23 protein-coding genes are annotated in these 25,459 nt (G+C 49.9%); 6 read left to right on the top strand and 17 right to left on the bottom strand.

Translation table 11 applies throughout. The features are described 5' to 3' along the window. Positions 1–21 precede the first annotated feature (21 nt). The gene (locus BLW59_RS02820) at positions 22–1,359 is read left to right on the top strand and encodes an MATE family efflux transporter (protein ID WP_074696002.1); all 1,338 of its coding nucleotides are present in this window, start codon (positions 22–24) and stop codon (positions 1,357–1,359) included. A gap of 280 nt (positions 1,360–1,639) precedes the next feature. On the opposite strand, the gene BLW59_RS02815 is transcribed toward BLW59_RS02820, so the two are convergent. From BLW59_RS02815 to BLW59_RS02805, 3 genes are all read right to left on the bottom strand, one after another. Then, on the bottom strand, positions 1,640–2,092 hold the full coding sequence (locus tag BLW59_RS02815) for a hypothetical protein (RefSeq protein WP_074695999.1): 453 nt from the start codon (positions 2,090–2,092) through the stop codon (positions 1,640–1,642). An 87-nt stretch (positions 2,093–2,179) separates the two neighbouring features. Further along, the gene (locus BLW59_RS02810) at positions 2,180–3,205 is read right to left on the bottom strand and encodes a serine hydrolase (protein WP_139283510.1); all 1,026 of its coding nucleotides are present in this window, start codon (positions 3,203–3,205) and stop codon (positions 2,180–2,182) included. Between the two features lie 128 nt (positions 3,206–3,333). Next, positions 3,334–4,050 carry a metallophosphoesterase gene (locus BLW59_RS02805; protein WP_074695994.1) on the bottom strand — a complete coding sequence of 239 codons (717 nt, stop codon included), beginning with the start codon at positions 4,048–4,050 and terminating at the stop codon, positions 3,334–3,336. A gap of 114 nt (positions 4,051–4,164) precedes the next feature. Between BLW59_RS02805 and BLW59_RS02800 the strand changes: the two genes are divergently transcribed. Together BLW59_RS02800 and fliB are read left to right on the top strand one after the other, a co-directional pair. Continuing rightward, entirely contained in the window at positions 4,165–5,085 is a 921-nt protein-coding gene (locus tag BLW59_RS02800; protein WP_074695992.1) for a YihY/virulence factor BrkB family protein, read from the top strand. A gap of 121 nt (positions 5,086–5,206) precedes the next feature. After that, positions 5,207–6,241: a flagellin lysine-N-methylase gene (fliB, locus tag BLW59_RS02795; protein WP_074695989.1), complete on the top strand. Its 1,035-nt coding sequence runs from the start codon at positions 5,207–5,209 to the stop codon at positions 6,239–6,241. 31 nt (positions 6,242–6,272) lie between these two features. Here fliB and BLW59_RS02790 read toward each other — a convergent pair whose 3' ends face one another. The 4 genes from BLW59_RS02790 to BLW59_RS02775 all read right to left on the bottom strand — a co-directional run bounded on the left by BLW59_RS02790 (position 6,273) and on the right by BLW59_RS02775 (position 12,188). Then, a complete protein-coding gene (locus BLW59_RS02790; protein ID WP_074695987.1) occupies positions 6,273–7,472 on the bottom strand; it encodes a glycoside hydrolase family 3 protein in 1,200 nt (399 codons plus the stop codon). 212 nt (positions 7,473–7,684) lie between these two features. Continuing rightward, a complete protein-coding gene (murA, locus tag BLW59_RS02785) occupies positions 7,685–8,950 on the bottom strand; it encodes a UDP-N-acetylglucosamine 1-carboxyvinyltransferase (RefSeq protein ID WP_074695985.1) in 1,266 nt (421 codons plus the stop codon). A 125-nt stretch (positions 8,951–9,075) separates the two neighbouring features. Then, positions 9,076–11,253: a SpoIVB peptidase S55 domain-containing protein gene (locus BLW59_RS02780; protein ID WP_318258254.1), complete on the bottom strand. Its 2,178-nt coding sequence runs from the start codon at positions 11,251–11,253 to the stop codon at positions 9,076–9,078. Positions 11,254–11,261: 8 nt separating this feature from the next. Beyond that, the gene (locus BLW59_RS02775; RefSeq protein WP_074695982.1) at positions 11,262–12,188 is read right to left on the bottom strand and encodes an NAD-dependent epimerase/dehydratase family protein; all 927 of its coding nucleotides are present in this window, start codon (positions 12,186–12,188) and stop codon (positions 11,262–11,264) included. Positions 12,189–12,440: 252 nt separating this feature from the next. Here BLW59_RS02775 and BLW59_RS02770 point away from each other — a divergent pair, with 252 nt between their 5' ends. The 3 genes from BLW59_RS02770 (at position 12,441) to BLW59_RS02760 (ending at position 15,180) form a co-directional block, all read left to right on the top strand. Continuing rightward, complete coding sequence (locus tag BLW59_RS02770) at positions 12,441–13,502, top strand: methionine ABC transporter ATP-binding protein (RefSeq protein WP_074695980.1); 1,062 nt, start codon at positions 12,441–12,443, stop codon at positions 13,500–13,502. Then, positions 13,471–14,124 (top strand): methionine ABC transporter permease, encoded by a 654-nt coding sequence (locus BLW59_RS02765; protein ID WP_029542839.1) that lies wholly within the window; start codon positions 13,471–13,473, stop codon positions 14,122–14,124. Before BLW59_RS02770 ends, BLW59_RS02765 begins: the two co-directional genes overlap by 32 nt. A gap of 231 nt (positions 14,125–14,355) precedes the next feature. Further along, a complete protein-coding gene (locus BLW59_RS02760) occupies positions 14,356–15,180 on the top strand; it encodes a MetQ/NlpA family ABC transporter substrate-binding protein (protein WP_074695977.1) in 825 nt (274 codons plus the stop codon). A gap of 61 nt (positions 15,181–15,241) precedes the next feature. On the opposite strand, the gene BLW59_RS02755 is transcribed toward BLW59_RS02760, so the two are convergent. From BLW59_RS02755 to cas1e, 10 genes are all read right to left on the bottom strand, one after another. After that, complete coding sequence (locus BLW59_RS02755; RefSeq protein WP_074695975.1) at positions 15,242–16,816, bottom strand: ATP-binding protein; 1,575 nt, start codon at positions 16,814–16,816, stop codon at positions 15,242–15,244. Positions 16,817–16,986: 170 nt separating this feature from the next. Then, positions 16,987–17,598, bottom strand: a complete 612-nt coding sequence (gene cas6e / locus BLW59_RS02750; protein ID WP_074695973.1) for a type I-E CRISPR-associated protein Cas6/Cse3/CasE — start codon at positions 17,596–17,598, stop codon at positions 16,987–16,989. Continuing rightward, the gene (cas5e, locus tag BLW59_RS02745; protein ID WP_074695971.1) at positions 17,585–18,250 is read right to left on the bottom strand and encodes a type I-E CRISPR-associated protein Cas5/CasD; all 666 of its coding nucleotides are present in this window, start codon (positions 18,248–18,250) and stop codon (positions 17,585–17,587) included. Before cas5e ends, cas6e begins: the two co-directional genes overlap by 14 nt. 12 nt (positions 18,251–18,262) lie before the next feature. After that, entirely contained in the window at positions 18,263–19,396 is a 1,134-nt protein-coding gene (cas7e, locus tag BLW59_RS02740) for a type I-E CRISPR-associated protein Cas7/Cse4/CasC (RefSeq protein ID WP_074695968.1), read from the bottom strand. Next, positions 19,386–19,919 carry a type I-E CRISPR-associated protein Cse2/CasB gene (gene casB, locus BLW59_RS02735; protein ID WP_074695965.1) on the bottom strand — a complete coding sequence of 178 codons (534 nt, stop codon included), beginning with the start codon at positions 19,917–19,919 and terminating at the stop codon, positions 19,386–19,388. Before casB ends, cas7e begins: the two co-directional genes overlap by 11 nt. Next, positions 19,912–21,381 carry a type I-E CRISPR-associated protein Cse1/CasA gene (casA, locus tag BLW59_RS02730; protein WP_074695963.1) on the bottom strand — a complete coding sequence of 490 codons (1,470 nt, stop codon included), beginning with the start codon at positions 21,379–21,381 and terminating at the stop codon, positions 19,912–19,914. The genes casB and casA overlap by 8 nt, the downstream gene beginning before the upstream one ends. A 2-nt stretch (positions 21,382–21,383) precedes the next feature. Further along, a complete protein-coding gene (gene cas3, locus BLW59_RS02725; RefSeq protein WP_074695960.1) occupies positions 21,384–23,480 on the bottom strand; it encodes a CRISPR-associated helicase Cas3' in 2,097 nt (698 codons plus the stop codon). Between the two features lie 28 nt (positions 23,481–23,508). Beyond that, complete coding sequence (locus BLW59_RS02720) at positions 23,509–23,988, bottom strand: CRISPR-associated endonuclease Cas3'' (protein WP_175463338.1); 480 nt, start codon at positions 23,986–23,988, stop codon at positions 23,509–23,511. Continuing rightward, positions 23,975–24,295: a type I-E CRISPR-associated endoribonuclease Cas2e gene (cas2e, locus tag BLW59_RS02715; RefSeq protein ID WP_074695955.1), complete on the bottom strand. Its 321-nt coding sequence runs from the start codon at positions 24,293–24,295 to the stop codon at positions 23,975–23,977. The genes BLW59_RS02720 and cas2e overlap by 14 nt, the downstream gene beginning before the upstream one ends. After that, positions 24,276–25,217, bottom strand: coding sequence for a type I-E CRISPR-associated endonuclease Cas1e (gene cas1e / locus BLW59_RS02710; RefSeq protein WP_074696257.1), 942 nt, complete (start codon positions 25,215–25,217; stop codon positions 24,276–24,278). Before cas1e ends, cas2e begins: the two co-directional genes overlap by 20 nt. Positions 25,218–25,459: the final 242 nt, after the last annotated feature.

Raw genomic sequence — 25,459 nt, 5'->3', positions numbered from 1 at the left:
AATTTATCTTGGGGTGAGAAAATGGATATAAAATTATCTGATCACTTCACCTATAAAAAGATACTGCTTTTTGCCGCGCCTACCATTGGCACTGTACTGATTGCCATAACCTACGATATTATCGATGGCTTCTTCGTGTCAAACTATATCGGCAAGACAGCTTTCGCGGCAGTCAATATCATCTACCCCTTCCAGCTCATGCTTTCCGTCATCGGCTATATGTTTGGCACAGGTGGCAGCGCTCTCATAGCTTCGGAGCTGGGACGCGGCAAAGAGGAACGGGCCCGGCAGATTTTCACCATGCTCATCAAGACAGCTTTCACTATCGGTGTCGCTTTGGCAGTTTTGGGTTTCATCTTCCTGCCGGAGATAGGCGAGCTGATCGGCGCTACCCCCAGCATCATGGAATATGGCCTGCCCTACGGGCGAACCCTTTTCCTCTTCCTGCCTGTTATGATTGTAGGCTATGCTTTCCAAAGCATACTGATAACTGCCGAGAAACCCCAATTGGGATTTTATCTTTCCGTTGCCAACATGTTCAGCAACATCATCTTTGACTATCTCTTCATCGTGGTATTTCAGTGGGAAATGGTGGGCGCTGCAGTGGCTACGGGCATAGGTGCCTGCATCAACGGGCTCATCCCCCTCTACTACTTCTCCCGCCCCAACAGCAGCTGCCTGCACTTCACCTCCTACAAGTTCGATGGCAAAGCCCTGTTTGCTACCTGCTCCAACGGTTTGTCGGAAATGGTGGATGACATGGCCATCTCCGTCGTTTTCGTCTTTTACAACATACAGCTGCTGCGCTTCATGGGCGAGGACGGAGTGGCCGCCTTTGGCGTGGTAGTATTCGTCGAGGGCATCTTCACTGCCGTATTCGCCGCCTTGTGCCTTGAGGCAAATTCCATCGTAGGCTACCATTTCGGCGCACAAAACCACCTGGAATTGAGAAGCCTGCTAAAAAAGGGCATCGTCCTCAACTTAGGCTTTGGCATACTGATGTTTGCCCTGGCACAGATAACTGCCGGCTGGATAGCAGAAGTTTATGTGGGCTATGATCCGTCAGTCTGTGCCTTGGCCGAGGAAGCTCTGAAAGCCTTTGCTCTGGCCTTTATCCTGCAGGGCTTCAATATCTATGCTGCGGCATATTTCACCGGGCTGAACAACGGAAAGATCTCGGCCATCATTGCCATTTGCCGTACCTTTCTCTTTCAGACCCTGGCGATTTTCGGCCTGCCACTGATCTTTGGCGCCAAGAGCTTGTGGATATGCCAGGCAGTAGCGGAGGTCGTTTCCGCAGGAGTGTCTATTGCCCTGCTGTATATCTATAGGCAGGACTACCTCGGTGAGAAAAACTGATGTTTTCCCGGCGGTAGATGTTTCACGTGAAACATCTACCGCCGTTTTTATAACACCATTGTTCAAATTTTGTCGATAGACAAAATCTTCCAATCAGTGTTTCAACGAGGCGGGAGATATGCGCTCCCGCCTGTTATGATATTCGCCACCCCCACCTATAGAGGTGGGGGACATCTTCTTCCGAGTTATAATAGGATATTTCATAGAAAAAGAGGATGTGGACAAATGCTCCCGCATTTCTTCACATCCTCTTTGTTTTGCGTATCCCGTATACCACCTGTTACTTAGACTTGCTGGCGGCGTAGTCTTCCACTGCCTTATCAAAGGCTTTCCCCCTGGCCTCCAGGGCTTTGCCTTCCTCCTCGTACTTGGCCTTGTCTGCCGCTGAGAGCTTGCTGGTTATATCTTCAGAGGCACTGAGCAGGACAGCGCACATGGAGCGGCCCACTTCCACAGCCGCCTGCCGCGAAGCCGGATCCTTCTCGATAGCTTCTGTCTCCAGTTTTACTTTTTCATCTGTATCATCACTCTGGATGGACTTCATCAGGTCCTCCATGTGAGCAATGACGTATTCATCCTGCTCCGCCTTAGTCATCTGCACGTAGCGCTGCATATCGGGCTGGATCTTTTCCTCATAGACATCACTTACCTTCGAGACACCATAGCCAATCAGCCCCAGCCCCAAAGCAGCCAATATCCCCACTGCTATCAGCAGTTTCTTCCACCATTTCATGATGCATGCCTCCCTTGCCATCAACACTTATATACACATACATACGTGCGGAGCAGGGAAATATTACAATTTCCCCCTGACTATTCGTCACTTATTTTTCAAATCCGACAGCCTGGCCGCAAAATACCAGGCCATTTCCTGTATATCCTCGATGGCAATCTGGCGCCCGGCGTACTTCTCGCAGAAGATGACCAGCACGAAATTTCCCTCCGAGCCGTAGAAGATGCCGCCGTCATGGAAAAGCCCGCTGATTTCACCGGTTTTGTGGGCTATCTGCCAGTCAGGCAGGGCAGCGTTGAAGCAAGCCGTGTCCTCCTGTCCCTTGAGGATGTCTATCATGATTTCATCCTCCTGCGGCCCCACACATTCATGCTTGTAGAGGCGGGTGAAAAGCGTGCCGACGTCCTGCACAGAGGAAAGATTATCCGGCAGTTTCGTCACTACCTTCTGCAGGCGCTTGCCCTTCTTCTCCATGGTCTCCACTTTCTGGAGCATCATCTTGTGATTTATCTTGGTATCATGATAGCCTTCCCGTTCCAGGTAGGCATTTATTTCCCCCATGCCCAGCTTGGTGATCAGGGCGTTGGTAGCGGTGTTGTCACTGGCCTGTATCATGAGGGTGATGAGTTCCCTAACTGTGATAGGCGTTCCCAGATTGTAGATGGTGAGCTTCCCAGCCCCGCCTACCACGTCTTCCTTTTGCAGGGTTACCGGTTCCTCCAGACTCATGCGGCCTGCCTTCACGTCCTCCATGGCCTTGGCCATGACAAAGAGCTTGATCATGCTGGCGGGCTGCTGCTGGCGGGAGCTCTGAACAAAGGGTTCCTGCTCCAGGTCAGGACGCAGGTAGTAGATGGCGTAGTCAGCCATCCGTTCTTCCAGCAGCACCTGCAAGTCAGCAGGCATACGGGCCTGGTCATCCCCCCGGGGAACCTGCGTGTACTGCAGAGGCTCCTGCAAGGCCAGAGTATTAGTAAAAACATCAGAAAAAAATGCTTCCGGCGCATCCTCCGGGCTGTACTCAGCCCAGACCAGCCGCATAAAGCCCACTTCCACAGATAAAATCAACAGGATGCCAAGGGCTGCCATATAACTAAGAATTATCTTTCCCAAAACCTCTACCCCTAACTCCCCAAATTCTCATCGTCTAAATCATACTCTAATTTTAGCATACCCCCGACTTGATGCCAACACGGCAGGGCGTGTTGATTAAATGAGCTTAGTTAATTAATCAACACGCCCTAGTCTGATTGGTAAACCATGCCCGTCAAAAGATCCAGGCAGGAAACCCTGCCTGTGGGCAGGAAGCTGCCCGTATCCATGAGCACCAGACGTCCCTCCTCCAAAATTTGGGGTACCGGCTCGTAACCTATGCTCTGCACAGGGGTGTGTCCCAAGACAATGGTCTGTTCCCCCGTCTGATCCCAGGGATGGGTGGCCAGATGGCGGTGCCAGAGCAGTTTTTCCTCCGACTGCTCCGTCAGGGGCAGCTCCGGACTGCAGTCAGCGTGCATGAACCAGTAGGTCTTCCCCTCAGTCTGCACTTCTGTATAGAGGGGGAGCTTTTCTATGAATTTCAGCCAGGCGGGCAGCAAGTCCTCCCCCTTCCCGCTGGCTATGAGCTGCTTCAAGGTTGCATTGCCGCCATTGGGGAGCCAGCTTATCAGTTCGCAGGTGAGCTCCACATCATCCCAGCTCCCCAGGCCCTCCCTGCACTGCTTCATGGCCCGGTAGAACATATCCTCATGGTTGCCCTTGAGGAAGACCATGTTATCCTCATGGGCGTGCCCCAGCACCCACTCCATGACGGGTACGGGATCTTTTCCCCGGTCCAGATAATCTCCCAGGAAAATCATCATATCCCTGGCAGGATTGAAATGCACTTTCTCATAAGCTGAAAGGAATTTATCCCACTTGCCGTGAATATCTCCAAAGACCAGCAATCTTTCTATTTTCATGGCCGCACCTCCCCGGTGTGCTATACTAGAATCACAGCCCTGCAAGGGGCGGAAATCTTGTAAGTAGATTATAGTATCACATAAAGGTGAAAAATATAGGCAAGGTGGACATTTATGGATGAACTTGTGCAAAGCCTTTTAAAAAAATTCTCCCCCGTCTGGGAGACCCTCTACTTCTTCTATCAACGTTTTACGGACTACCATAAGATTGCCAGCTGGTTCGATATGGCCTCGGGTACGGCCTACTACTTCCTGCTGGGCTTCCTGCCTTTTCTGGTCTTCACGGTGAACCTGATGCTGTTTGTGATGTCCTCACAGGTGGACGCCATCTACGGCATGGCTGCCCACTACCTGCCGGAGCGCATGGCGGGCCCCCTTATGGCGGATATCAAGCGCATCATGGCCGCCCACAGCACCCTCTGGATGTGGGTGACGGGCCTTTTCTCCCTCTACAGCTTCGTACAGGGTCTGGTGATACTGACCCGGGCTACGGACAGCCTTGACTACGCTCAAACTGCCTCCATGGCCCGGGACAACCGCCACAATGTGCTGGTCTACGCCAAAGGCATCATCTTCACCTTCGGCCTGATGGTGGTAATCTTCCTCACCCTGGGCCTGCCGGTCTTCGGCAATTCCCTGGTTTATTATCTTAACGAAAGCAGCCACTTCTCCACTGTCTTTCTCACCCTCTGGAATGTCCTGCGCATCTTCCTGCCCTTCGTGGTGCTGGTGGTATGGCTGACCTGCTTCTACATCTTCGCCCCCCACTCCTACACGCCCCCCTTCCGGCAGGCCCTCATCACAGCCCTCCTGGTCACCTGCCTGTGGCTGATGGTGACAGGAGTCTATGGCTGGTGCATGACCCTGATTCCCAGCATGGGCATCGCCTACGGCTCCCTGTTCGGCCTCTTCGCCCTCTTTGTCTGGTTCAAATTCATCGTCAGCTTCATCATCTACGGCATAGAATTTTTGATGGCTTATAATGAGATGGAACTAAGAAAGAAAATCGAGAAACTGCAGGAGAATATGCCATAGCAAAAAAGCACTTGCCCATTCAACGGACAAGTGCTTTTTGTTTTTTCTGACAATAGCAGACAGGAAAAATGATGCCTGAAGTCGAAAGGACCTCTAGCAATCACAATGGGGAGGTTTTGCCATGCTTTGCCTTGAGCCTGATTATCTGGAAAAATTCATCTGCGACGGGCAGCGGTGCGGGGCGCAGTGCTGCCGGCTTTGGACGGTGTTTGTGGATGGGGAGACTTATGAGAAGTACAAGGGGCTGCCTGCGGCGCAGGGCAGTGAGATGCTGAAGCGCCTTGTGCATGGAGAGGAAGGGCAGGCCCCTTGGGCCTGGGATTTCGGGGAGCAGAAGGTATGTCACTTCCTGCGGAAGGATTTTCTCTGCGGGATACAGCGGCAGCACGGGGAGGAATATCTGGGGAGCACCTGCGCCATCTATCCCCGGAAGCCCGTGGATATCGGCGGCAGCTTCCAGATGAGCCTCTCCCTGTCCTGTCCTCTGGCAGCCAAGCTGGCCCTTTTCCGTGACACGCTTGTCGAGTTCAAATGGAGGGAGCGTGACGCAAGCCGCCCCTCCTTCTGGCAGGAAATCGCCTGCCAGAAGGGTGAGGAAGGTGTGGCGGCCTCCTGCCTGCTCCTGCAGGACACGGGGCTGAATATCCTGCAGCTGAAAATGCCGCTGCTTGAAAAACTCTCCGCCCTGCTGGCCTATTTGAGGGAAGCTGACCAGGCAGTGGAGGCCGGAGACTTCGAAAAGCTCCTTGCACTCTCCGATGACTACAGCCACGGCGGCGGAGAGCGGGAGGAAGGACTCTCCTGGGAACTGGATGAGCACTTCCCCGGCCTGAGGGAAACCTTGGCTGTGCCCGAGAGCAGGAATCAGCACCTGAAGGCCCTGCATCCCATAAAGACAGAGGAAGCTCTGCCCCCCCTGGAACTCATGCTGGAAAACATCCTGGTATCAGAGTATTTCGTAGAGCTTTTCCCCTGCACCTTGGACGGCACCCTCAGGCATAACGGCAGAGCCTTCCTGGCCCTGGCCCTGCTCTACAGGGAAGCTATTGAACGGTCCCAGGGGAATGCTTCAGAAATAGTTTACAACATCAACCGCATTTCCACCCTCATGGGTCACGACAGAGAGTGGCAGGAAACCCTGTCACAAAACGTATAAAAAATCCTCCCTCATTGTAGGGAGGATTTTTTTACTGCACTGGCTTCAAGCCATGCCTGAACTTAGTCTTGATGATGCGGCGCACAGATTCGTCCACCCGCTTCTCGCTGATTTTCCCTTCTTTTACTGCATTGAGGATCCCCATATAGGCCTCCTCGGCGTGACCATAGTCATGGCAGACCAGTATCAGGTCGGAGCCTGCCTGGAAGGCCTTCACTGCGGCCTCTCCGAAGGTGTACTGCTTGATAATGGCTCCCATGCCCAGATCGTCAGTGATGATAAGGCCTTCGTAGCCCAAGTCCTTGCGCAGGAGGCCTGTGATGATCTTGGCTGACAGGCTGGCGGGATTCTCGGTATCAAAGGCAGGATAGCGGAAATGGCCCACCATGATCATGTAGTCCATGGGCCTGCCCTTGTCCGTGCCGTTGATGGTCTCCCGGAAGGGCACCAGGTCCTCTTTCCTCAGCTCATGCTCCGTGGCTTCGATGGAGGAAAAATCCTCGTGGGAATCCACCGTGCCCTTGCCTATGCCGGGGAAATGCTTCAGGGTGTAGATAAGTCCCTTTTCATGATAGCCCTCTCCGACAGCCTGGACGAATTTCAGCACTTCATAAGGACTCGTGCTGTAGGAGCGCTCCCGGCCCAGGCCCAAATCAGCCACCGGCGCGAAGTTCACATTCACGCCAATTTCCCTGAGGTCGCCTGCCACAGCTGAAGCCAGCTTCCTGGCGAACTCCTTGTTCTCCTTCCCCACAGCCTCAGCCGAAGGCGGCGGCGGGATGACCTCCTTGCCCCGGGACACCAGTCCCCCTTCCTCATCAATGGCCACAAAGAGAGGCACCTTCTCCCCCGCTCCGGACTGCACATCCAGAACGAAGTTCTTGACCTGTTCCTTGCTCTCAAAGTTCCTGTCAAAGAGCACGATACCGCCATAGTGGAACTGATGCAAGGCATAACGTGCCTCATCATCCACCTCCGTACCAGGCAGGCTAACCATCATCAGCTGCCCAATTTTCTCAGTCAAAGACATACGGGATAAGATATCTTCCACCTGCTCGTCAGTAGTGAGGAGTTTCTGCTGCTCCTTATTATTTTCTGTTTTTTGCTCCTGCTTGGAACTGGCAGTCTGAGCCGTCGCCTCACGATGATTCATGACATACAGCGAACCGCTGACGATGGCTATCAAGAAGATAATTGCCACAGAGATTCCCACAATAAGTTTGCGTTTCACGCTACAAGCCCCCTCAAACTCCCAACCCCTTGGCGCCCAAGGATGGGCGCCCGGCGGGCTTTGGCTTCCGTGAAGGAAGGCAGCCCGCGTAAACATGCCACCGGCATGTTTACCTTTTTGGTGCTTTTTCTTTCTGGAAAGAAAAAGCACGCCCCTGGCAACTAAACTTATAGAAAAAAGGCTCCCCTAAGAGGAGCCTATTAACTTACATCTTACTGGTCAACCCTGGCAATATCTGCCCCGAGCCCCACCAGCTTCTCAACCAGCTGGTCATACCCACGGTCAATATGATGTATATATCCCACCTGGGTTTCCCCTTCAGCCACCAGACCTGCCAGCACCATAGCCGCGCCAGCGCGCAGATCTGTCGCCTTCACCTGGCAGCCGGTGAGACCTTCCACGCCTTCCACCACGGAAGTGCGGCCGTCAATCTTGATCTGGGCCCCCATGCGCTTCAGTTCATCGACGTGCATGAAGCGGTTCTCGAACACGGTTTCCGTCACCATGCCCGTGCCCTCAGATACAGCCAGCATGGCCATGAACTGAGCCTGCATATCAGTGGGGAAGCCTGGATAAGGCATGGTCTTGATGTCCACGGCGCGGGTGCGCTTCTCGCAGGCCACTCTGATGCCGTTCATATCCTCCTCCACCGTCACACCAGCTTCCTTGAGCTTGGCAATGACGGGCTTCAAATGCTCGGAAATGGCATTTTCGATATAGACATCCCCACGGGTCATGGCTGCTGCCACCATGTAGGTGCCAGCTTCAATACGGTCAGGGATGATGGTGTAGTCCCGTCCCCTGAGCTTCGGCTGTCCCTCGATCTTGATGACATTGGTGCCAGCTCCGCGAATCTTGGCTCCCATGACATTGAGGTAGTTGGCCAGATCCACGATTTCCGGCTCCTGGGCCGGGTTTTCCAGCACCGTCTGGCCCTCAGCCATGGAAGCGGCCATGATAATGTTCTCCGTGGCCCCCACGCTGGGGAAGTCCAGATAAATCTTCGTGCCTTTCAGCCCCTCCGGAGCATTGGCCTCGATGTAGCCGTGGCCAATCTTGATTTCAGCCCCCAGGGCCTCGAAGCCCTTCAGATGGAGGTCAATGGGACGGGTGCCGATAGCACAGCCGCCGGGAAGCGATATCTTGGCCTGACCGCAGCGTGCCAGAAGCGGCCCCATGATCAGGAAGGAAGCGCGCATCTTCCGCACCAGGTCGTAGGGCGCCTCGCAGCTGCCGATAACCCGGCTGTCCACGGTGAGCTGATGCTTCTCCTCATCAAAGCTGGCGCTGACCCCCAACTGCTTCAGCACCTCGGTGATGGTGTAGACGTCCTCCAGGGCCGGCACCTCGTCCAGCACGCTGGGATTATCCTGCCCCAGCAGGGTAGCTGCTATGATAGGCAGCACTGCATTCTTGGCCCCGCTGATTTTCACCCGTCCCCGCATGGGACGGCCTCCATGTATGATAAGTTTTTCCATTCTTGCTTACAATCCCCCTAAGGCTTGAAAAGCCCCCCGCTGCTGCGGGTATCTATCAATAAAACTTGCGTATTCTAAAGCAACACTACATATATTACCATTAACCCCTTGTACTGGCAATACTTTTAAGGCCTTTCAACCTTGAGGGTGGCATGGATGACATTATCTATAATATACTCTGTCTCGAAGCGGGTCTGGTCGTCCTTTTTCTTGTCCTTCAGGAACTCCACTTTGTGGTTCTTCTTCTCCTCCTCGGCCTGGGCCTTGGCAGCCTTGGCAGCCTCACGGATCATGCGGCGCTGCTCTTTTTCCGAAGTGGGAGGCTGGCCTGCCCCGGGAGCGATGATTATTTCGTTGTTCCTGGGGGTGTCCATGAGATTCTGGAGCCTGTCTGCCACCTTCTGGTTCTTGCCTTCCTCATCAGCTGTCTCAAGGCCCACCTGCTGCAGCAGCATGGCGGCGGTGACGGGGATGAAGCCGCCTCCCCGCACATCCAGGTGCAGTGTACCCTCCTGCTGGAGCTTCGGCACCGTGTAGGGAATGGTGAGGGTCTGTTTCTCGCCGCGATAGGGCTTGATGGTGGTCTTGAAATTCACCGTCTCACCGGGAGCCGCCGTCATCTTCTCCGGCGTTGCAGACACCAGGCTGGCAGTATGGCGGCCTTCCTCCAGGGAAATATCTGCCTGCACATCTACGATATCGCTTTCCTTATCCTTATTATTACAGATGAGGTTCATGGCCTGCGCCAGTTCCCCCACGGCATTCTGCCCCACATCCTCAGCCCCGTAGAACATATTGCTGCGTGTGACCTTGCCTCCGGGCAGGGCGTCCGTGCGGATGGTGAAGTCAACCTTGGCGGTAGCACCTGCGGTGGTGTCACTGGTCTTGGCCACAGCAGCATAGGCCACCCCTGCCGTCAGCTGGGGCAGGTAGTCCTCGTCATAGGCAATGCGCACCCCGTAGTTGTCCTGGCGGCCCAGGGTCTTGTCCTCCACCCTTATCTTCATGGGCACCACCGAGGGGAACTCTCCCAGGATGCCGGCCACACCGGTCTCGCGGTCCTGATTCACCCGACCGATGATGGAACCCATATTGGCAATCTTCATGCCTGCAGCCGGCCCGCTGATGGTCCCCACCACGCTGGCATCAGTCATGAAATAGTTCACATTGCCCTTGTGCAGGAAGGAATGGCCGAAAGCCAGCACCTTCTTTCCTTCCACGGCCGTGACCGTGCCGGTGGCTCCCACGGAGAAATCGCCGCAGACCACTGCCACCCCAACGGGGCTGCCGGGCTGCAGCTCCGCATTGTAACGGGTGGCGAGGAAGCCCTGCCCCGCCTCGATGCCCATGGGCACGAAGGAAAGCTCCCCTTTGGGATCGAGCTTCTTCTTCAGGTAATCAAGACCGCTGGTATTGAAACCGGAGAAAAACAGAGTGCTCTTTGGCTCCTTCTCCATTTCTGCAACAGGTTCACCAGCTTCGTTCTTTTCAGCCACGGCGGTCTCTTCCAGAGCAGGTTCAGCTGCCCCAGCCTCAGACTTTTCCTCACTGCCGGCCTCTGCAGCTGCAGGAGCCTTGCCCGCCTCATCAGCTTCAGCTGCGGACTTTGCCGCCTCAGGAGCGTCCTGCCTGCCTGCTGCGGCATTTTCCGCCTCAGGAACGTCCTGCTTTCCTGCTGCAGCATTTTCCGCCTCAGGGGCGTCCTGCTTCTCTTCTGCAGCATTTTCCGCCTCAGGAGCGTCCTGCTTCTCTTCTGCAGCACTCTCGCCCTCAGCCTTGGCCTCTTTCTTGGCTTCTTCCTCTGCCTTCTTGGCCTTGTCCTCCTGATACTTCTTCAGGTCGAATGTCGCGAGCCTGCCCTTGTTCTTGTTGTCAGGCAGACTCCAGAGGGGCAGCATATCCTCGATGGGAGTGATGAAGAAGGTATAGGGGGCCATGTCCTTGATGCCTGCCGCCAGGGCACCCACCAGGCGTCCCTCCACATAGATGGGGCTGCCGCTCATGCCCTGCAATACTCCGCCAGTCTGCTCAATGAGCGCCCCGGAAGCACGGGCCATGATGGAACGACTGCCTCCCTTGCCCCCGTCCATCTTGCCGATCAGATCCACCTGAAACGGCTGGATCTCTCCGGAGCCGTCCACCACAGTGTAAGCCGTGCCGGTCTCCCCGCCCCAGACCTCACTGTAGGGCATGATGGATTCCATAGCCAGGGAAGATGCCCCCGGCAGGGAAATCAGCATGGCCGCCAGCAATGCTGAAACGGACTTTTTCAGCCCCATACATTTCTTCAAAGATTTATACATAATAAGCCTCATTTCCTGGCAAAATACTCATAAGTGTTGGCCAGCCCTTCCTTCAGGCTCACCTTTGGCTCCCAGCCCAACCCCGCTTTTGCCTTCCCATTGGCCAGCATGGAGCGGCGGATATCCCCCTTGCGTGCGTCCGCATACTCAGGCTCAATATCCCTGCCTGCCACCTCGGCAAAGAGGTGTATCAGCTGATTGAGAGAAGTCTCCGTCTGGGTGGCCAGATTATACTCCGTATTCACATTCTCGGTTTTCAGGGCTGCCAATATGCCGCCAGCCACATCCCCGGCATAGATGAAGTCCCGGGTCTGCTCCCCATCTCCGAAGATGGTGATGCCCTGCCCCTTGGCAATGCGCTTGGCAAAGATGCTGATGACGCCGCCCTCGCCCTTGTCTCCCTGACGCTCGCCGTACACATTGGCAAAGCGCAGGACCACATAGGGAAGGCCGTAATTCCTATAATAGAGGGAAAGGTAATGCTCCACTGCCATCTTGGTAAAGCCGTAGAAAGACGGGGGCAGCAGTGGCGTTTCCTCCACCAGGGGCAGTCGGCTCTGGGCCACATCCCCATAGACTGCTGCCGTAGATGCCATCACAATCCGGCCCACGCCGCTCTTGCGGGCAGCTTCCAATATATTTACCGTGCCCATGAGATTCTCATCTGCATCATAGTAGGGGTCTTTCAAGGACATATCCACCATGGTTTGCCCAGCCAGATGCACAATGGCATCGAAGCGGCTGAACTCAATCTCCCGCCTGGCCCGCGTCCCCCGGATGTCCATGACCCAGCTGTGCACCTCGCTCAAGGGTATATGATCCAACGAACCGGTGAAAAGGTTATCCAGCACTGTCACCTCATGCCCCTCAGCCAAAAGGGCCCTGACTACATGAGAACCAATAAATCCGGCCCCGCCGGTTACCAAAACCTTCATGGGAACTACCTCTCCTTTTATCGCAAATAAACTACGATAATATAAATACTATCTCATTGTAATATATCCCTTCTTTAAAGTCCATAAATTAAAGAGGAAAGAGATTTTTCACACATTATCTTTGCCAAAACTCATTGTATGGCTGTATAATATTCTCTGGTAAGTTTCATCTTCTTTACAGATTGACACTTGATGTCTTTCTATGTTAAAATCTTAAAACCTACTAAATAACTATGCAATAGGAGCTGTAACATGATAAAGCTTTCTCATATAGAGAAAACCTACGACAGTCCCTCAGGCCCGGTTCCGGCGCTGAAGGGGATTGACCTGCATATCGCCAAGGGAGAAATTTACGGCATCATCGGCCTGTCCGGTGCCGGCAAGTCTACCCTTGTGCGCTGCATCAACCTTTTGGAGCGACCCACGGCGGGGCAGGTAATCGTGGACGGCAAGGACATGATGTCCCTTTCTGCCGCAGAATTGCGGGAGGCCCGGAAGGACATAGGCATGATTTTCCAGCACTTCAACCTGCTGTCCTCTGCCACAGTCTATGACAACATCGCCTTCCCCCTGCGCCTCAGCGGCACAGAGGAAGGAAAAATCAGGGAAAAGGTAGAACCTCTCCTGAAACTGGTGGGACTGGAGAACAAGGCTTCCCAGTATCCCTCCCAGCTTTCCGGCGGCCAGAAGCAGCGGGTGGGCATAGCCAGAGCCCTGGCTTCTGACCCGAAGGTGTTGCTCTGCGACGAGGCTACCAGCGCCCTGGACCCCCAGACCACCCGCTCCATCCTGGAGCTCATCAAGGACATTAATGCCAAGCTGCACCTCACCGTGGTGGTCATCACCCATGAGATGCAGGTCATCAAGGACCTCTGCGACAAGGTGGCAGTCATCGACAAGGGCATCATCGCCGAGGAAGGTACGGTGCTGGAAGTCTTCACGAATCCCAAGGAGCCCATCACCAAGGAATTCATCTCCGTGCTGCTGTCCAATGAGCTGCCCGTGGCTTTCCGGGGAGGCGCTATCCAGCAGGAATACAGTGAGGATTCTTACCTGCTGCTGCGGCTGACCTTTATCGGCGAATCTGCCGATGACCCGGTGCTGGCAGGCATGATCCGCCAGTTCCCTGAGGTGGAATGCACCATGCTCTTCGGGGACCTGGATCAGATTTCCGGCCAGCCCTTCGGACGCATGATCATCGGCCTCACAGGCCGGAAAGAACGCATCCAGGCAGCTATGGAATACCTGGCCGCCAAAGACCTGAAAGAGGAGGTGATTGGTTATGTCAGAAGACATGATCATGCTGCTCTTTAAGGCTTTGGGCGAGACAGTCTACATGGTAGCCGTGTCCATGGTGATTGCCACGATCTTGGGCGTCCCCTTGGGAGTGCTCTTGCACACCACGGAAAAGGGCGGCATCCTTTCCGCACCGGCCCTGAACAAAGTCATTGGCTCAGTGGTGAACGCCGTCCGCTCCATCCCCTTCATCATCTTGATGGTAGCAATCATACCTCTTACCCGTCTGATTGTGGGTTCTGCCATCGGCACCACCGCGGCCATGGTCCCTCTGGTGATTGCCAGCATTCCCTTCATCGGGAGGCAGGTGGAGACCAGCCTGAAGGAAGTGCCCTTCGGCCTCATTGAGGCGGCCCAGTCCATGGGGGCAAGCCCCATGCAGATCATCTGGAAGGTGCTGATACCTGAGTCTTTGCCCTCCATCGTGGCACAGCTTACTACAGTCATCATCGCCCTGGTGGGCGAATCTGCCATGGCAGGGGCCATCGGCGGCGGCGGATTAGGTGACCTGGCTATCCGCTACGGATACCAGAGGTTCCGGCCGGAGGTCATGCTGGCCACGGTGGTTATACTTATTGTGTTAGTCCAGTTAGTGCAGCTCTTGGGAGGTACACTGGCTAAGAAATTAGATAAGCGTTAAGGAGGAAGTCCTTAGCTATCCTCTTTAGCCCTCTTTTTTACTTCCGTCTGTTCATTTTCTTTATAGTAAAGAAAACGAACCAAAAGGTAAATATGCCAGTGGCATATTTACCGGCCTTGCCTTTCATCCTTGAAAGCCAACGGCCGCAGGACGCCCATCCGTGGGCTGAAGTTTGAGGGGCTGTGGTTGGGCTGAGGATTTACTTCCGGGAAGAGAATGGGAGGTTTTTGTATGAAGAAAAAAGTTCTTTCTATGCTGGCAGCTTTGTCTGTGGCTGCTTTGGCCTTTACGGGCTGCGGCGGGGATACTGCAGGCAACAGCAGCAGCTCTGCTGCCAAAACCCTGAAGGTGGGCGCTACGGCTGTGCCCCATGCAGAGATCCTGGAGGCTGTGAAGCCTGTCCTGGAAAAGGACGGCGTGAAGCTGGAAATCGTGGAGTTTAACGACTACGTGCAGCCGAACCTGGCCCTCAACGACAAGGAACTGGATGCCAACTTCTTCCAGCATAAGCCCTACCTTGACAACTTCATGGAAGAGCATAAGGATGTGAAGCTCGCCAGCGCCTTCGGCGTCCACATCGAGCCCATGGGCATCTACTCCAAGAAGGTCAAGGACCTGAAGGAGCTGAAAGACGGAGCCTCCGTCTCCATCCCCAACGACCCCACCAACGGCGGACGTGCCCTGCTGCTTCTTGAGAAGGCTGGCCTCCTGAAGCTCAAGGCTGGCGTAGGCGAGAAAGCTACCGTGCAGGATGTAGTCGAGAATCCCAAGAATCTGAAGTTCCAGGAAGTAGAGGCCGCTCAGGTGCCCCGCACCCTGGAGGACGTTGACGCTGCCATCATCAACAGCAACTTCGCCATGCAGGTCAACCTGACCCCCACCAAGGACACCCTCTTCATCGAGGACAGCACCTCCCCCTACGTGAACATCATCGCCGTCCGTGAAGGCGACGAGAACCGTCCGGAGATCCAGTCCCTCATCAAGGCCCTGAAGTCCGACGATGTGAAGAAATTCATCGAGGATAAGTACAAGGGTGCCGTAGTACCGGCGTTTTGAGAAACAAAAGCATAAAATTTCAGCCCCGCTTCCACGAAGCGGGGCTGTTTGTCATACCATACTATTCACTTTCCCACTGAGCAAGGCTTCGTTCCTTAGAATCAAAGCTCACACCAATCTTGAAAAGCTTTCTCTCATCTGCAGCAAAGGGCGCAGCATAACCTTTTTCCTCTATCTGGTCCAGGGCTTCTTTGGCTGATTTATCTACCTTGAACTCGAAGATATAGACAAACTTTTCCGTAGACACTATGCAGTCGGCACGCCCGCGGCTGCTGTGCACTTCACACTCTGCATATTGTCCCAAAAGAGTGAACACGATGTAAATCACTGACTGGAAGTAATGCTCGAAAGGAGCATCATCTGTAGTGTAAGGAATGCTGTCAAAGAGAGCTGTGAGAATATCCCTCATGCCCTCCGTGTCCCCTTCCAGTATACGGCGGCGCAAAGAAATAATATCCTTGCCGCTTCCCGGCGTGCTTTCCGGTGCATATTCGGGGAAAAGACTTTCCAAAAAACCGTACTTCACTTCTTCATTAGGAAACCCCAAAGTATACAGACGCGATTTCCTGTCATATCCAAAAATCGTAAGGTATCCCGTCTGATAGAGCATGGGAATCGGATCAGGATTGTCCGCCCTATAGTCCGTAATGCTGCTGCTGGCAGCTTCTATTCTTCCTTCCGCCAACTGCCGTACATCAAAATGCATGCTCTTCAACCTGTGCACCAGAAAAGCAGGCGTACCCGTAGCAAACCAATAAGATTCCATTTCACCCTCCGCCAACGCTCTGAGCAAGCTGAAGGGATTGTAAACTCCCTTGCCCTTGGGATGAAAATGATAACCGTCATACATTTTCCTGAGTTCCAACAGGCACTCAGCCCTGCCAAGTTCCAGGCTTTCAGACAGGATCTCTATCTCCGGCTCGAAACCACGCTCCAGCTCTGCCTCTGTAATACCGCAAATATCAGCAAATCGCTCGCTTAGAGAAATGTCATCCAACTGATTCAGATCGCTGAAAATGCTGACTTTGCTGAACTTCGTGACCCCGGTTATGAAGACGAACCTCAAATACTCATCATAGCTTTTAAGATTGCTGAAGAAGCCCTTGAATACAGCTTTGTTGTGCTCCTCCAGAGCAGCATTACCCAACACTTCCAGCAAAGGCTTGTCATATTCGTCCACAAGCACCACGCATTCCCTGCCAGTCTTTGCCTTAGCTGCCATGAGCAAATTTTGGAAGCGATAACTTATTGATCCATCCTTTTTACAGTCGTACTCCTCTTCCCACCTCCCCAGCATTTTATCCAAAACATCGTCAAGAGCCAACTCCTCTTGATAGTTCTGCCCATTGAAGTCAAAGTAAAATACTGGATAAGGCTGCCACGCCTCCTCATTCCCCTGCTCCAGCTCCACTATCTCCAGCCCGGCAAAGAGCTCCTTCTTCCCCTCCCAATAGGCTTTCAAGGTAGAAAGAAACAGACTCTTGCCAAAGCGCCTGGGACGGCTCAGGAAATATTGCTTGCTGCCATAAGCCAGCTCATATATATAACGCGTCTTGTCCACATAGACAAAATTGCCTTTCCTGAGGCTCACGAAACTCTGCACCCCAATAGGCAGCCGCCTTCTCTGCTCCCTCATGGCACTCTCCTCCCCCTGCCCTTCAATCATGCATTTCTTGATATAATTTTATCACAAAAAAAGGACGGGCTCTACACTTCAGCCCCACATAGGTGGGGAATAAAAACAACAACGGGCTTATTATTATAAACCATCGGTTCATCCCCACTTGCGTGGGGTCAGTCACTATTTCACACACTATACAAAATCAACATCCCCTGCCCATAAGCTTTCCCGGGACCAATACCATTCTGCCAGCCCTTTTTGAAAAGTGCCACATCCTCAATACGCAAAATGCCCTGGAATATTACGCCTTTGTAAAAAATCTCTTGCGTATCATCTTTGTCATGTAACCCCTGTGTCATGCTTTCATGACTCTCCTGAACCTGAAGCACAGAAAAACCATACTGCCCCCCTTTATTGCGAAGCCACTTCATCCTTTCCTCAATAGTCTTCAGAAACCTACGCCGGCTGTTCTTCTTCCCTTCCTGTGGAACTTTTTTGCATGGAGACGCCAAAAGGTTGAACCTATAGCATCCCCCTTCCTGCAAGCCAGCCTCTATTTCAGAGAAATCCCTGCATCCAATCATCTTCATACCCGCCGGGATTGAATCGCAGTCAGGTTTCTCCGCAGACCAAACATACACGTCCAAGCGCTGCGGATTGATTCTATATAGCGCACCGCTTTCCTGTCTGCTGCTATGAAACATGTGCTGAATGCTGCGATGCATGATTTGGCAATCTCGCAAGCATTTTTTCGCGTATATATTCCTGATATCTAAGTGCATCTTACTCAGGTACATCCTGCGCACTCTCCTTTGTTATGAACGTTCTTGTAACGCTCCTGCTGCGGAATATTCGATAACCATCATTTACATCTCTGCGTTCTATCACAGTGTCCCCCGCTGATGCATCCATCTCAACCAACATTTTCCCTGACTCAGGACTCGAAAGCTCTCGCAATGCTTCCTTCAGCGAACTGTAAGTCGTGGTTATACCATCACAAACAGGCCTGGATGGAACACAGCTCTTCCGCCCAAGGTAAATTGGCCACTTAGGTTTATTAAGTGCTTCTGACAAATATTCTAGTATTTCAACCTTGCCAGTCAACAATACTGTAAAATACGCATCCTGCAAATATGTGCGAAAGGACAGTATCGTATCACCATTTGCTCTGATCTTGCCTTCCGCATTCAACAAACGCTTTGAACGTATCGTCTGATAATCAACCATCATAGTTCCAGGACGATCCGCTCTAACTGCCATCCTTATGTTTCTTTGTAATTCTGCCAGCCTCTTGTCCTCTCTGGAGAAACCTAACGCACATCCTAATAAACCGACAATACCTGATTTGGTTGGCATAGCAGCAGAGTCCCTATAATTCCACTTGCTATGTTCTCCCCAGCTTTGAAGCACGCCATCTAAGCGCAAGACTAAAATTGGTATGGATGTCATATTACCCTCCCCTTACAGCTCCAATACCTTTGTTACAGATTCAACCAAATCATCATAATTCTTAGTATTTACAATGCCTGTATCACTATCAAAAGGCATACTATTTCCCTCACTGAACCAAAAACGCCTCACATCTCCTAAAGAAGGGAAATCCTCTACCGTCTGCAATACTTTATTCTGCAAGGCTTCTATGCTTACTGTAATTAAATCTCTGTCATGGATTGCTCTTGCAGGTTTTGAATATGCGTTGGCATAGCTTACAGGAACAGGATAATCTTTACACTCCACCAGCACTGCTGACGGAAGTACATTGCCAGCAAATGTATTCTGCTTTCCACTGGGATTGCTATATGCCATAGCACGCAACAAAGCAGGAACAGCTGCCTCAACCAATGCCTCAGGAGAATCTGAATATTTCAGATTCTCCAATAACTTGTTCACATCAAGAGAAGCATAGATATAATAGCAACTGGAATTATAATCCACCTCACCTATCATGCCAGCACCCAGTTCTTCATTATTGGTCAACATATCGTCCATAGCTGTAAAATAATCAGACTCCATGATTACCCTGTTAGTAGAAAACGCATGTGCCACTTGCATTGATGCTTCTACATCGGCAAAAGCTGGTGATGTCACCATTCGTCCAAATAAAGCAATGTCAAGTGAAACAGGCCTGCTATCCACACCCTTAATCATTTTCTCTATATCTGTTGCCTTCATCTTCTCAAACTTCTTGACATCATCTAATTCATCTATCTGTTGCTTCACCACTTCCGCTACTGCCTGTATATCTTCCGGAGAATAGATGATAAGTTGTCCTGTGATACCCAAATCACTTTCTTTGCCATTCTTATTTGCAAACCCTGTTAGTTTCTTTTTTGCAACTTCTAAAAATTCATCTGCGACCCCCATATATTTAAGTTTCTCTACAACCAATTGAGGCATTTTTCTGGTGCGTACACCTAAATAACCAGACAATTCCTTCTGCAAGAATTGCGAAACACGCCAGCTCCTTTTCAAGCACTGACTCGAAATCCTTCCGCGCTGTGCTCCTCCAAATACGCAGCTTTTCGGTGCCCCCATATCGTCACGGTTCAGATTGGTAGCCGGATAGTTCTTTAACATATGGATTTCAATCAACATTTTCCATCTCTCCTTCACTCTCGTCTTCCTTTGCATCCTGATAAAACTCTTTCACCCAGCGTTTCTGTATGAAACGTGAGTCACTTTCCCAACGCACGAGATCGTATAACAACTGCGAAGCATCAACTAAGGCTCCTTTATTTTTAATAAGTTTAATTACTCTATATAGCTTAGACTGAAAATAGCCATCTTCATCTATGCTTAAATCCATTAAAGTTTCCAATTTTTTACCAAAAGACTCTCTCCTATCTGCAGGCAAGCAATTTTTGGCAGCCAATGCAAGATTTTTTCCTTTTTTCCAATCTTCAACCTCCCACAAGCACATAAGACACACAACTGTAAAACATGCTTGTTCCCAACTCGGCGAGGGTGGCAGTTTATAAAATGCCGCCATGGCAGCGCCACCTGCTGCAGGCATAGTCTTTCCAGCAGCTCGCTTCAGAACAGATCTAAGACCTTTATCTTTTTCTAGCCTTATTTGCACCTTTTCCAGCCAATCAGCTATTTTTTCTTTCTCATTCATCCGACCTACCCCCTTTTATAATTTTATTGACACTCCCCATCAATATTCTTTCATATTGCTGAGCCCGTATTAAATCTTTAGATTGATAGCAATAATTCTTCTCCAATTCTTGTACTATATTCAAAACTATTCTTCTAAGGTTCTCCTTCCATCTTGCCGAAACAGAATTTTCTGCTTCTATACCATCACTCACTGCTAAATCATCCATTATTTCATAAAATTTCCTCTCACATTCCATATAGAATCTGTGAACATATTGCTTCACTTCGTTTATGCCACGTTTACTATCATCAGGCGATATGATATTTTCCAATGATTTGCCCAGAATGTAGCCTATGTTTTCTGCCATGTCAATGTAATTGGCAACATATTTTCGCTTATCCTCATTGCTTATAATTCTCGTATCTAATATCATCATACCACTTTGAGTATCAAGATAAGAGGCATTACTAGTTACAACCCCCAATATTTGAACAGGCATAGCATATGATCCCTTCTCTTCCTGTATCTGGTAAAAATCGTTGATGACTGCAGGCACGCTTCCATTTTCATAATCCTCACTTATAGTCTTTATATTGCGCCATGGCTCCTTTTCTACAGATGGCTTTATAGATGTAAAAATATCATCTTTTCCTCTGCGATACGCAACATGAGGATCATTCCAACCAGCATAACCTGTAAAATTAAGACCAGGTTGATAAAACATTTGCTTAACCATACCTTCATGCTCAATCAGCCTGATTCTACGACTTGGAAAAAACATACCATACAATTGACTAGTTTTTACCACTTCCTCCTTTGGTACAATATCTCTGTCACTTCTCCAAAGAGGCACACCTGAATTCTCCTCATCAATTTCTGTCAAGGAAAGTATCAATGTTTCAAAAAGGTTGTGACCTTTCGGCAAGAAATATAGTGGCGGAGCACCATTTACACCAGATGGATACCCTCCTGACATAGCCGTACAAAACATTTGTGCTGTCAATACACAACGGAAAGCCTCTGCCGGGGTAAAACTTGATAAACTTTCCAATTTATGGTCAAAATGAATAGCGTTGTTCCCACTGGCACGTGTACTATCCAAAGTTGCCACATATTTAATGTTTTTCTCAGTGTCCCAAGTCTTATCAGCTGGAGCCTGCAAAAAAGGCTTGTCTTTATCAAAAATATCAAAACTTACTCCTGCCTGCTCACATTCATCTACATATGCTTCTATCTTCTTTACATCAAAAAAACCTTCATCAAGTATATCAACCCTTTCCTCCCAAGTATCAGGACGATATACATCCATAAGGAAAACAGTCAGAAACCTATAAAGACTATAAGTTTCCATAGGAGTTGCACAATCTATATCCTTTAGCTCATGCGCCTTGGCAAACAAATCACACAAGCTTATCTCATGAGCAATTCCATCAAGGCTACGCACAGGAATCCAAGGTTCTGTCCGTATATCATACTTCATCTTCACACCTCCTTGCCAGACTGGCAAATAAATCCCATCTCATTATTCATTTCAATAGATCCGCCATCAATAAAATGACAGATGCCATTATTGCCGGGGAATATATATGTGCCTTGCAATAATCCCTCACCAATTACATATTCTACTCCTGTTGTTTTTCTGTCTAGCAGAGTCTTCATAACACGCTCTGCAATGCTCAAGCTGTATCCTAAAACTTTCTTTGCCAATTTTTTGGATACTTTTCCTGCTGACACCACTTCACTATACAAATTCTCTGGCACAATTGCGATGCGCCGGCTTGGCTCTCCTAACCTTGTTCTTGCAGGTAAGAAACAACTATCATCATCAGAGAAGAATAAATCACCAGTCTTTGCATGATTATCGGCAAAGCAGAATTTTTTTGCAGATGGTTTCGGCAGTTCCTGAACGCCAGCCTGCACTTCCTTAAATTCGTTATCCGTATTATACTCCAACCACGCTTCCAACTCACTCTCATCAAGCTGCGTATCATCATATACCATTTGCACTAACGAAGAAATATCATCTGGGAGACATATATTTTCCTTATCCTTTAAAACCCGCATAGTCTTTTGCAATAATATTTTAGGATAAACCATTTCTGTACTCCCAAAAGCATCCTCTTTAGGAAGCATCACTGTCATAATTGGCTCATGGCATCCATTAGGACGTACAGTATCATCATGTCTCCATTCTCTGCCCATACGCTGAAGCAACAAATCTATAGGGCAGATATCAGAGAGCATTTCATCGAAATCAAGATCCAATGACTGCTCGACTACCTGAGTGGCTACAACAATCAGTTTTTGCGGGCGTTTCGTCTTATCCTTCCCAAGAAGTTCCAGGCATTCCTTCTCTATCTCCTGCCTGAGGTTAGCACTGAATCTCGCATGAAATAATATCGTCCTAACCCCTGTCAATTTATTCTTGATAGATTTATATGTATCCTGTGCTTCCTTGACCGTATTGACCAATACACAGAAACATCCTCCACCAATTTCATCCATTCTTTCTCTCAGGTACTCTGCGATTTCATCAGGAGAATTCAGCAACGTTGCGTACTTCATTCTCACTTTTATATTTCTGCTGTTTTCATCTACATGAATCTGTTTTGGCTTCCTGTCTTCATATAGCAAGGTAATGCCAGGATACATATCAGTAGCCAGTGTATAATCTTCTTCTGTGCAATAACATGTAGAATATTGCGTCTTCTTATCATTTGGCAAAGTTGCCGAAAGCATCACTACAGGTATATGCAAGACCTTGCACCAGGAAAGCAATTTTTCAATAATACTGCTCATATACGCATCATAGGCGTGTATTTCATCGATAACCAGCACCTTCTGCGCTAATCCTGTCAAACGCAAAACACCATACTTAGTGCGCATGGCACTCATCATAACCTGATCCACGGTGCCTACTGCAAATGGTGCAATCAAACCTCTTCTCATAGGCGCTGTCCATAGTGCAGCTTCCATTTTATCCTCTGTATTATATGAAGCTTCCACTTCATCCATCAGCCACGCCATGCCATGCATAAGCTTGGCTGATGGATCATGAAGTGATGCCAGCATATCATTCACTCTGCCATGCATCTGATTTGATGTTGCTGAAGTTGGCAAAGCCACATAAAAGCCTTCCTTTCCCCACCTCTGCGCCAAACGCAGGGCGGCATACAACCCGGCTTCTGTTTTCCCGCATCCCATAGGTGCCTCTATGATAACCCCCAGCGGACATTCATCATCCTTGGCAAATATCTCTTCCACTGCCTTTTGCAAGGGACGCATCCCATCCTCAGGAATCTTGGGCCACAAATCCGTGAATTTCCTTTTACTTCTATCTACCTCACGATGTTGCAAATGATTATCCTGCAGGAAAATTCTCGTTCTATTGCGTGTCTCTTTCTCAATATCATGCCACTCTTGATACCAGCCTGTTTCAGAAAAATCTTCTCCAGATGCAATCCAATCAGCTGTAACCAACACGCCCAAAAGCATCATACATGCCGCATCCATGTGACTGGGAGCAGCTTCCGGAGGCTTAAACCACTCCCGCATTCCCTTTTCGATTTTTTCTTGCAATTTCTGCCAAACATCTTTCTCTGAAGGATCAGCTCCATCTGATGTACCTTTTCCTGGTCTTGCCTTGATGATGATACCCCACTACTTCAGCCACACGATTTCTAAATTTTTTGTCAGAAGAAAAAACACCAGTCTCTTTCCATATTCTCTTCAATATTTTACAGCCATATAGTTCATGTCTGAATTTATCAGCTTCAAATATAGGCACATTATTTTCTTTTAATATTTTAGCAATTTCACTATCAGTTGCCTGCATCTGAAAATAAGCATAACATTTCCCTAAATCATGCACTGAGCCAATATAGCCAACAAGATTAATTATCTCTTCCCTGGGCAGATTGAAGTTCTCTGACAGTTCCTTTCCCACGGGATAAAAACATCCAGATGAGATAAGTTCCTGAGCTATAATTCCAGTTTCCAGCAAATGCATCCACAAGGGTTTGAACGGTTCACTCTTCGCCCATAACGTACGCTCAATTCCCCGTACCAGTTCCTCATCGTTCAACACCAGACTCACCGCCCTCATTTTGAGAAGGACCTTTCTTATTTATGCCGATCAACTGTATGCCATTGACATCCACCACTCTGCGAGTAGGGTATCCGCACATTTCCATATGAAACCCCTGTTCCGTGTTCATACTATATAGCATGACCGCCCCCGCTATATACTCATCGCTATATACCTTCTCCCACAGCCGCTCTCGCACCATCGCACTAACCTTGCCCGCAAAAACTCCTGGCTTTACCTCCAACAACCACTTAGTCAGCTCACCTCGAAGTTTGGCAGGAGCGTTATCAATCACCAGAACTATCATCTATATATCCCTCATCTGCGTAATTAACTCCGCCATCAACAGCCCCTACATTATCATCCCATAGATCTCCTGTATTCTTTGCCTCCAATTGCTCATTATCTATATCTTCAAACAGCTTTCCTAAATCATTGGCAATTCTTTGCATTATTTTAGCGTTATGAAAATACTTGCGACATATTTCTCTTACATGTGCTTCTGGATTTTTAGCATCTTTCTTCACTGCTTCAAAAGCCGCAGGTATCGTTGTCTCTGCCTTATATAAGTCTGCAATATCATACACAAACGACAGCATTTTCCCGGTATGAACAAATCCCAAAGCTACAGAATATCCCAAAGAACAAATTGATGCCTGACATACACTATACAAAATCGCATTTGCAGCCGATAAAGCCCGATTTATATTATCGGAAGCATCCCAATCAGTATTCTTATAGGAACGTTTTTTCCATGGGATACCGTTCAGCTTGGCTGCTGCCTGATATGCCTTGCGCACCCTTATTCCCTCTAACCCTCTTATCTGTTGCAATGTCATATTCTTGCAATCCATCTTAGGAAATCTCATCTCATACATACGCCTGACTATAAGCATATGGAGTTCTTCGTCCATACAGCATTTCGCCTGAATCAATGTATTTTTCGCACTTCTAGTTTCTCCTTGTCCATAAGCATAAAACCTGGCCCCATTTTCTCCACACCAAACCACCATGCACCCGTTTTCACAAATTGTTTTCACGGCTGCATGGGTAATTTTTGTACCAGGACCTATCATCAAACATGTAAGAGCAGACACCGGCACAGGAATATCCTCTGTGATACGATGAAGAATAATGGATGAATCACTTTGATCAATAATGGCATGCTCAACATAAAAATAGCTGATGCTATCACGAAGCTTCGGAAGTTCCTTCAAGTCCTTTTTCAAATCCCCACCCCCTCTGGGATTTTTATATACCATCTTTAAGCATAGTTATTCTCCTCCCCTTATGAAATTCCTGCTAAAATTTTCCAAATTCATCCCCACGTGCGTGGGGCATACCTCGGGAGTGCGATAACTCTCGATGTCGTTAATCGGTTCATCCCCACGTGCGTGGGGCATACCCGTTCACCAGGTCATCCCACGCCCCCGACCGCGGTTCATCCCCACGTGCGTGGGGCATACGTGCC

This window comes from Selenomonas sp. KH1T6 (assembly GCF_900108415.1).
In the GTDB taxonomy this organism is placed as follows: Bacteria; Bacillota; Negativicutes; order Selenomonadales; family Selenomonadaceae; genus Selenomonas_B; species Selenomonas_B ruminantium_A.
The sequence above is the reverse complement of the archived record's forward strand: the minus strand, read 5'-3'. Positions and strand labels throughout refer to the sequence as shown.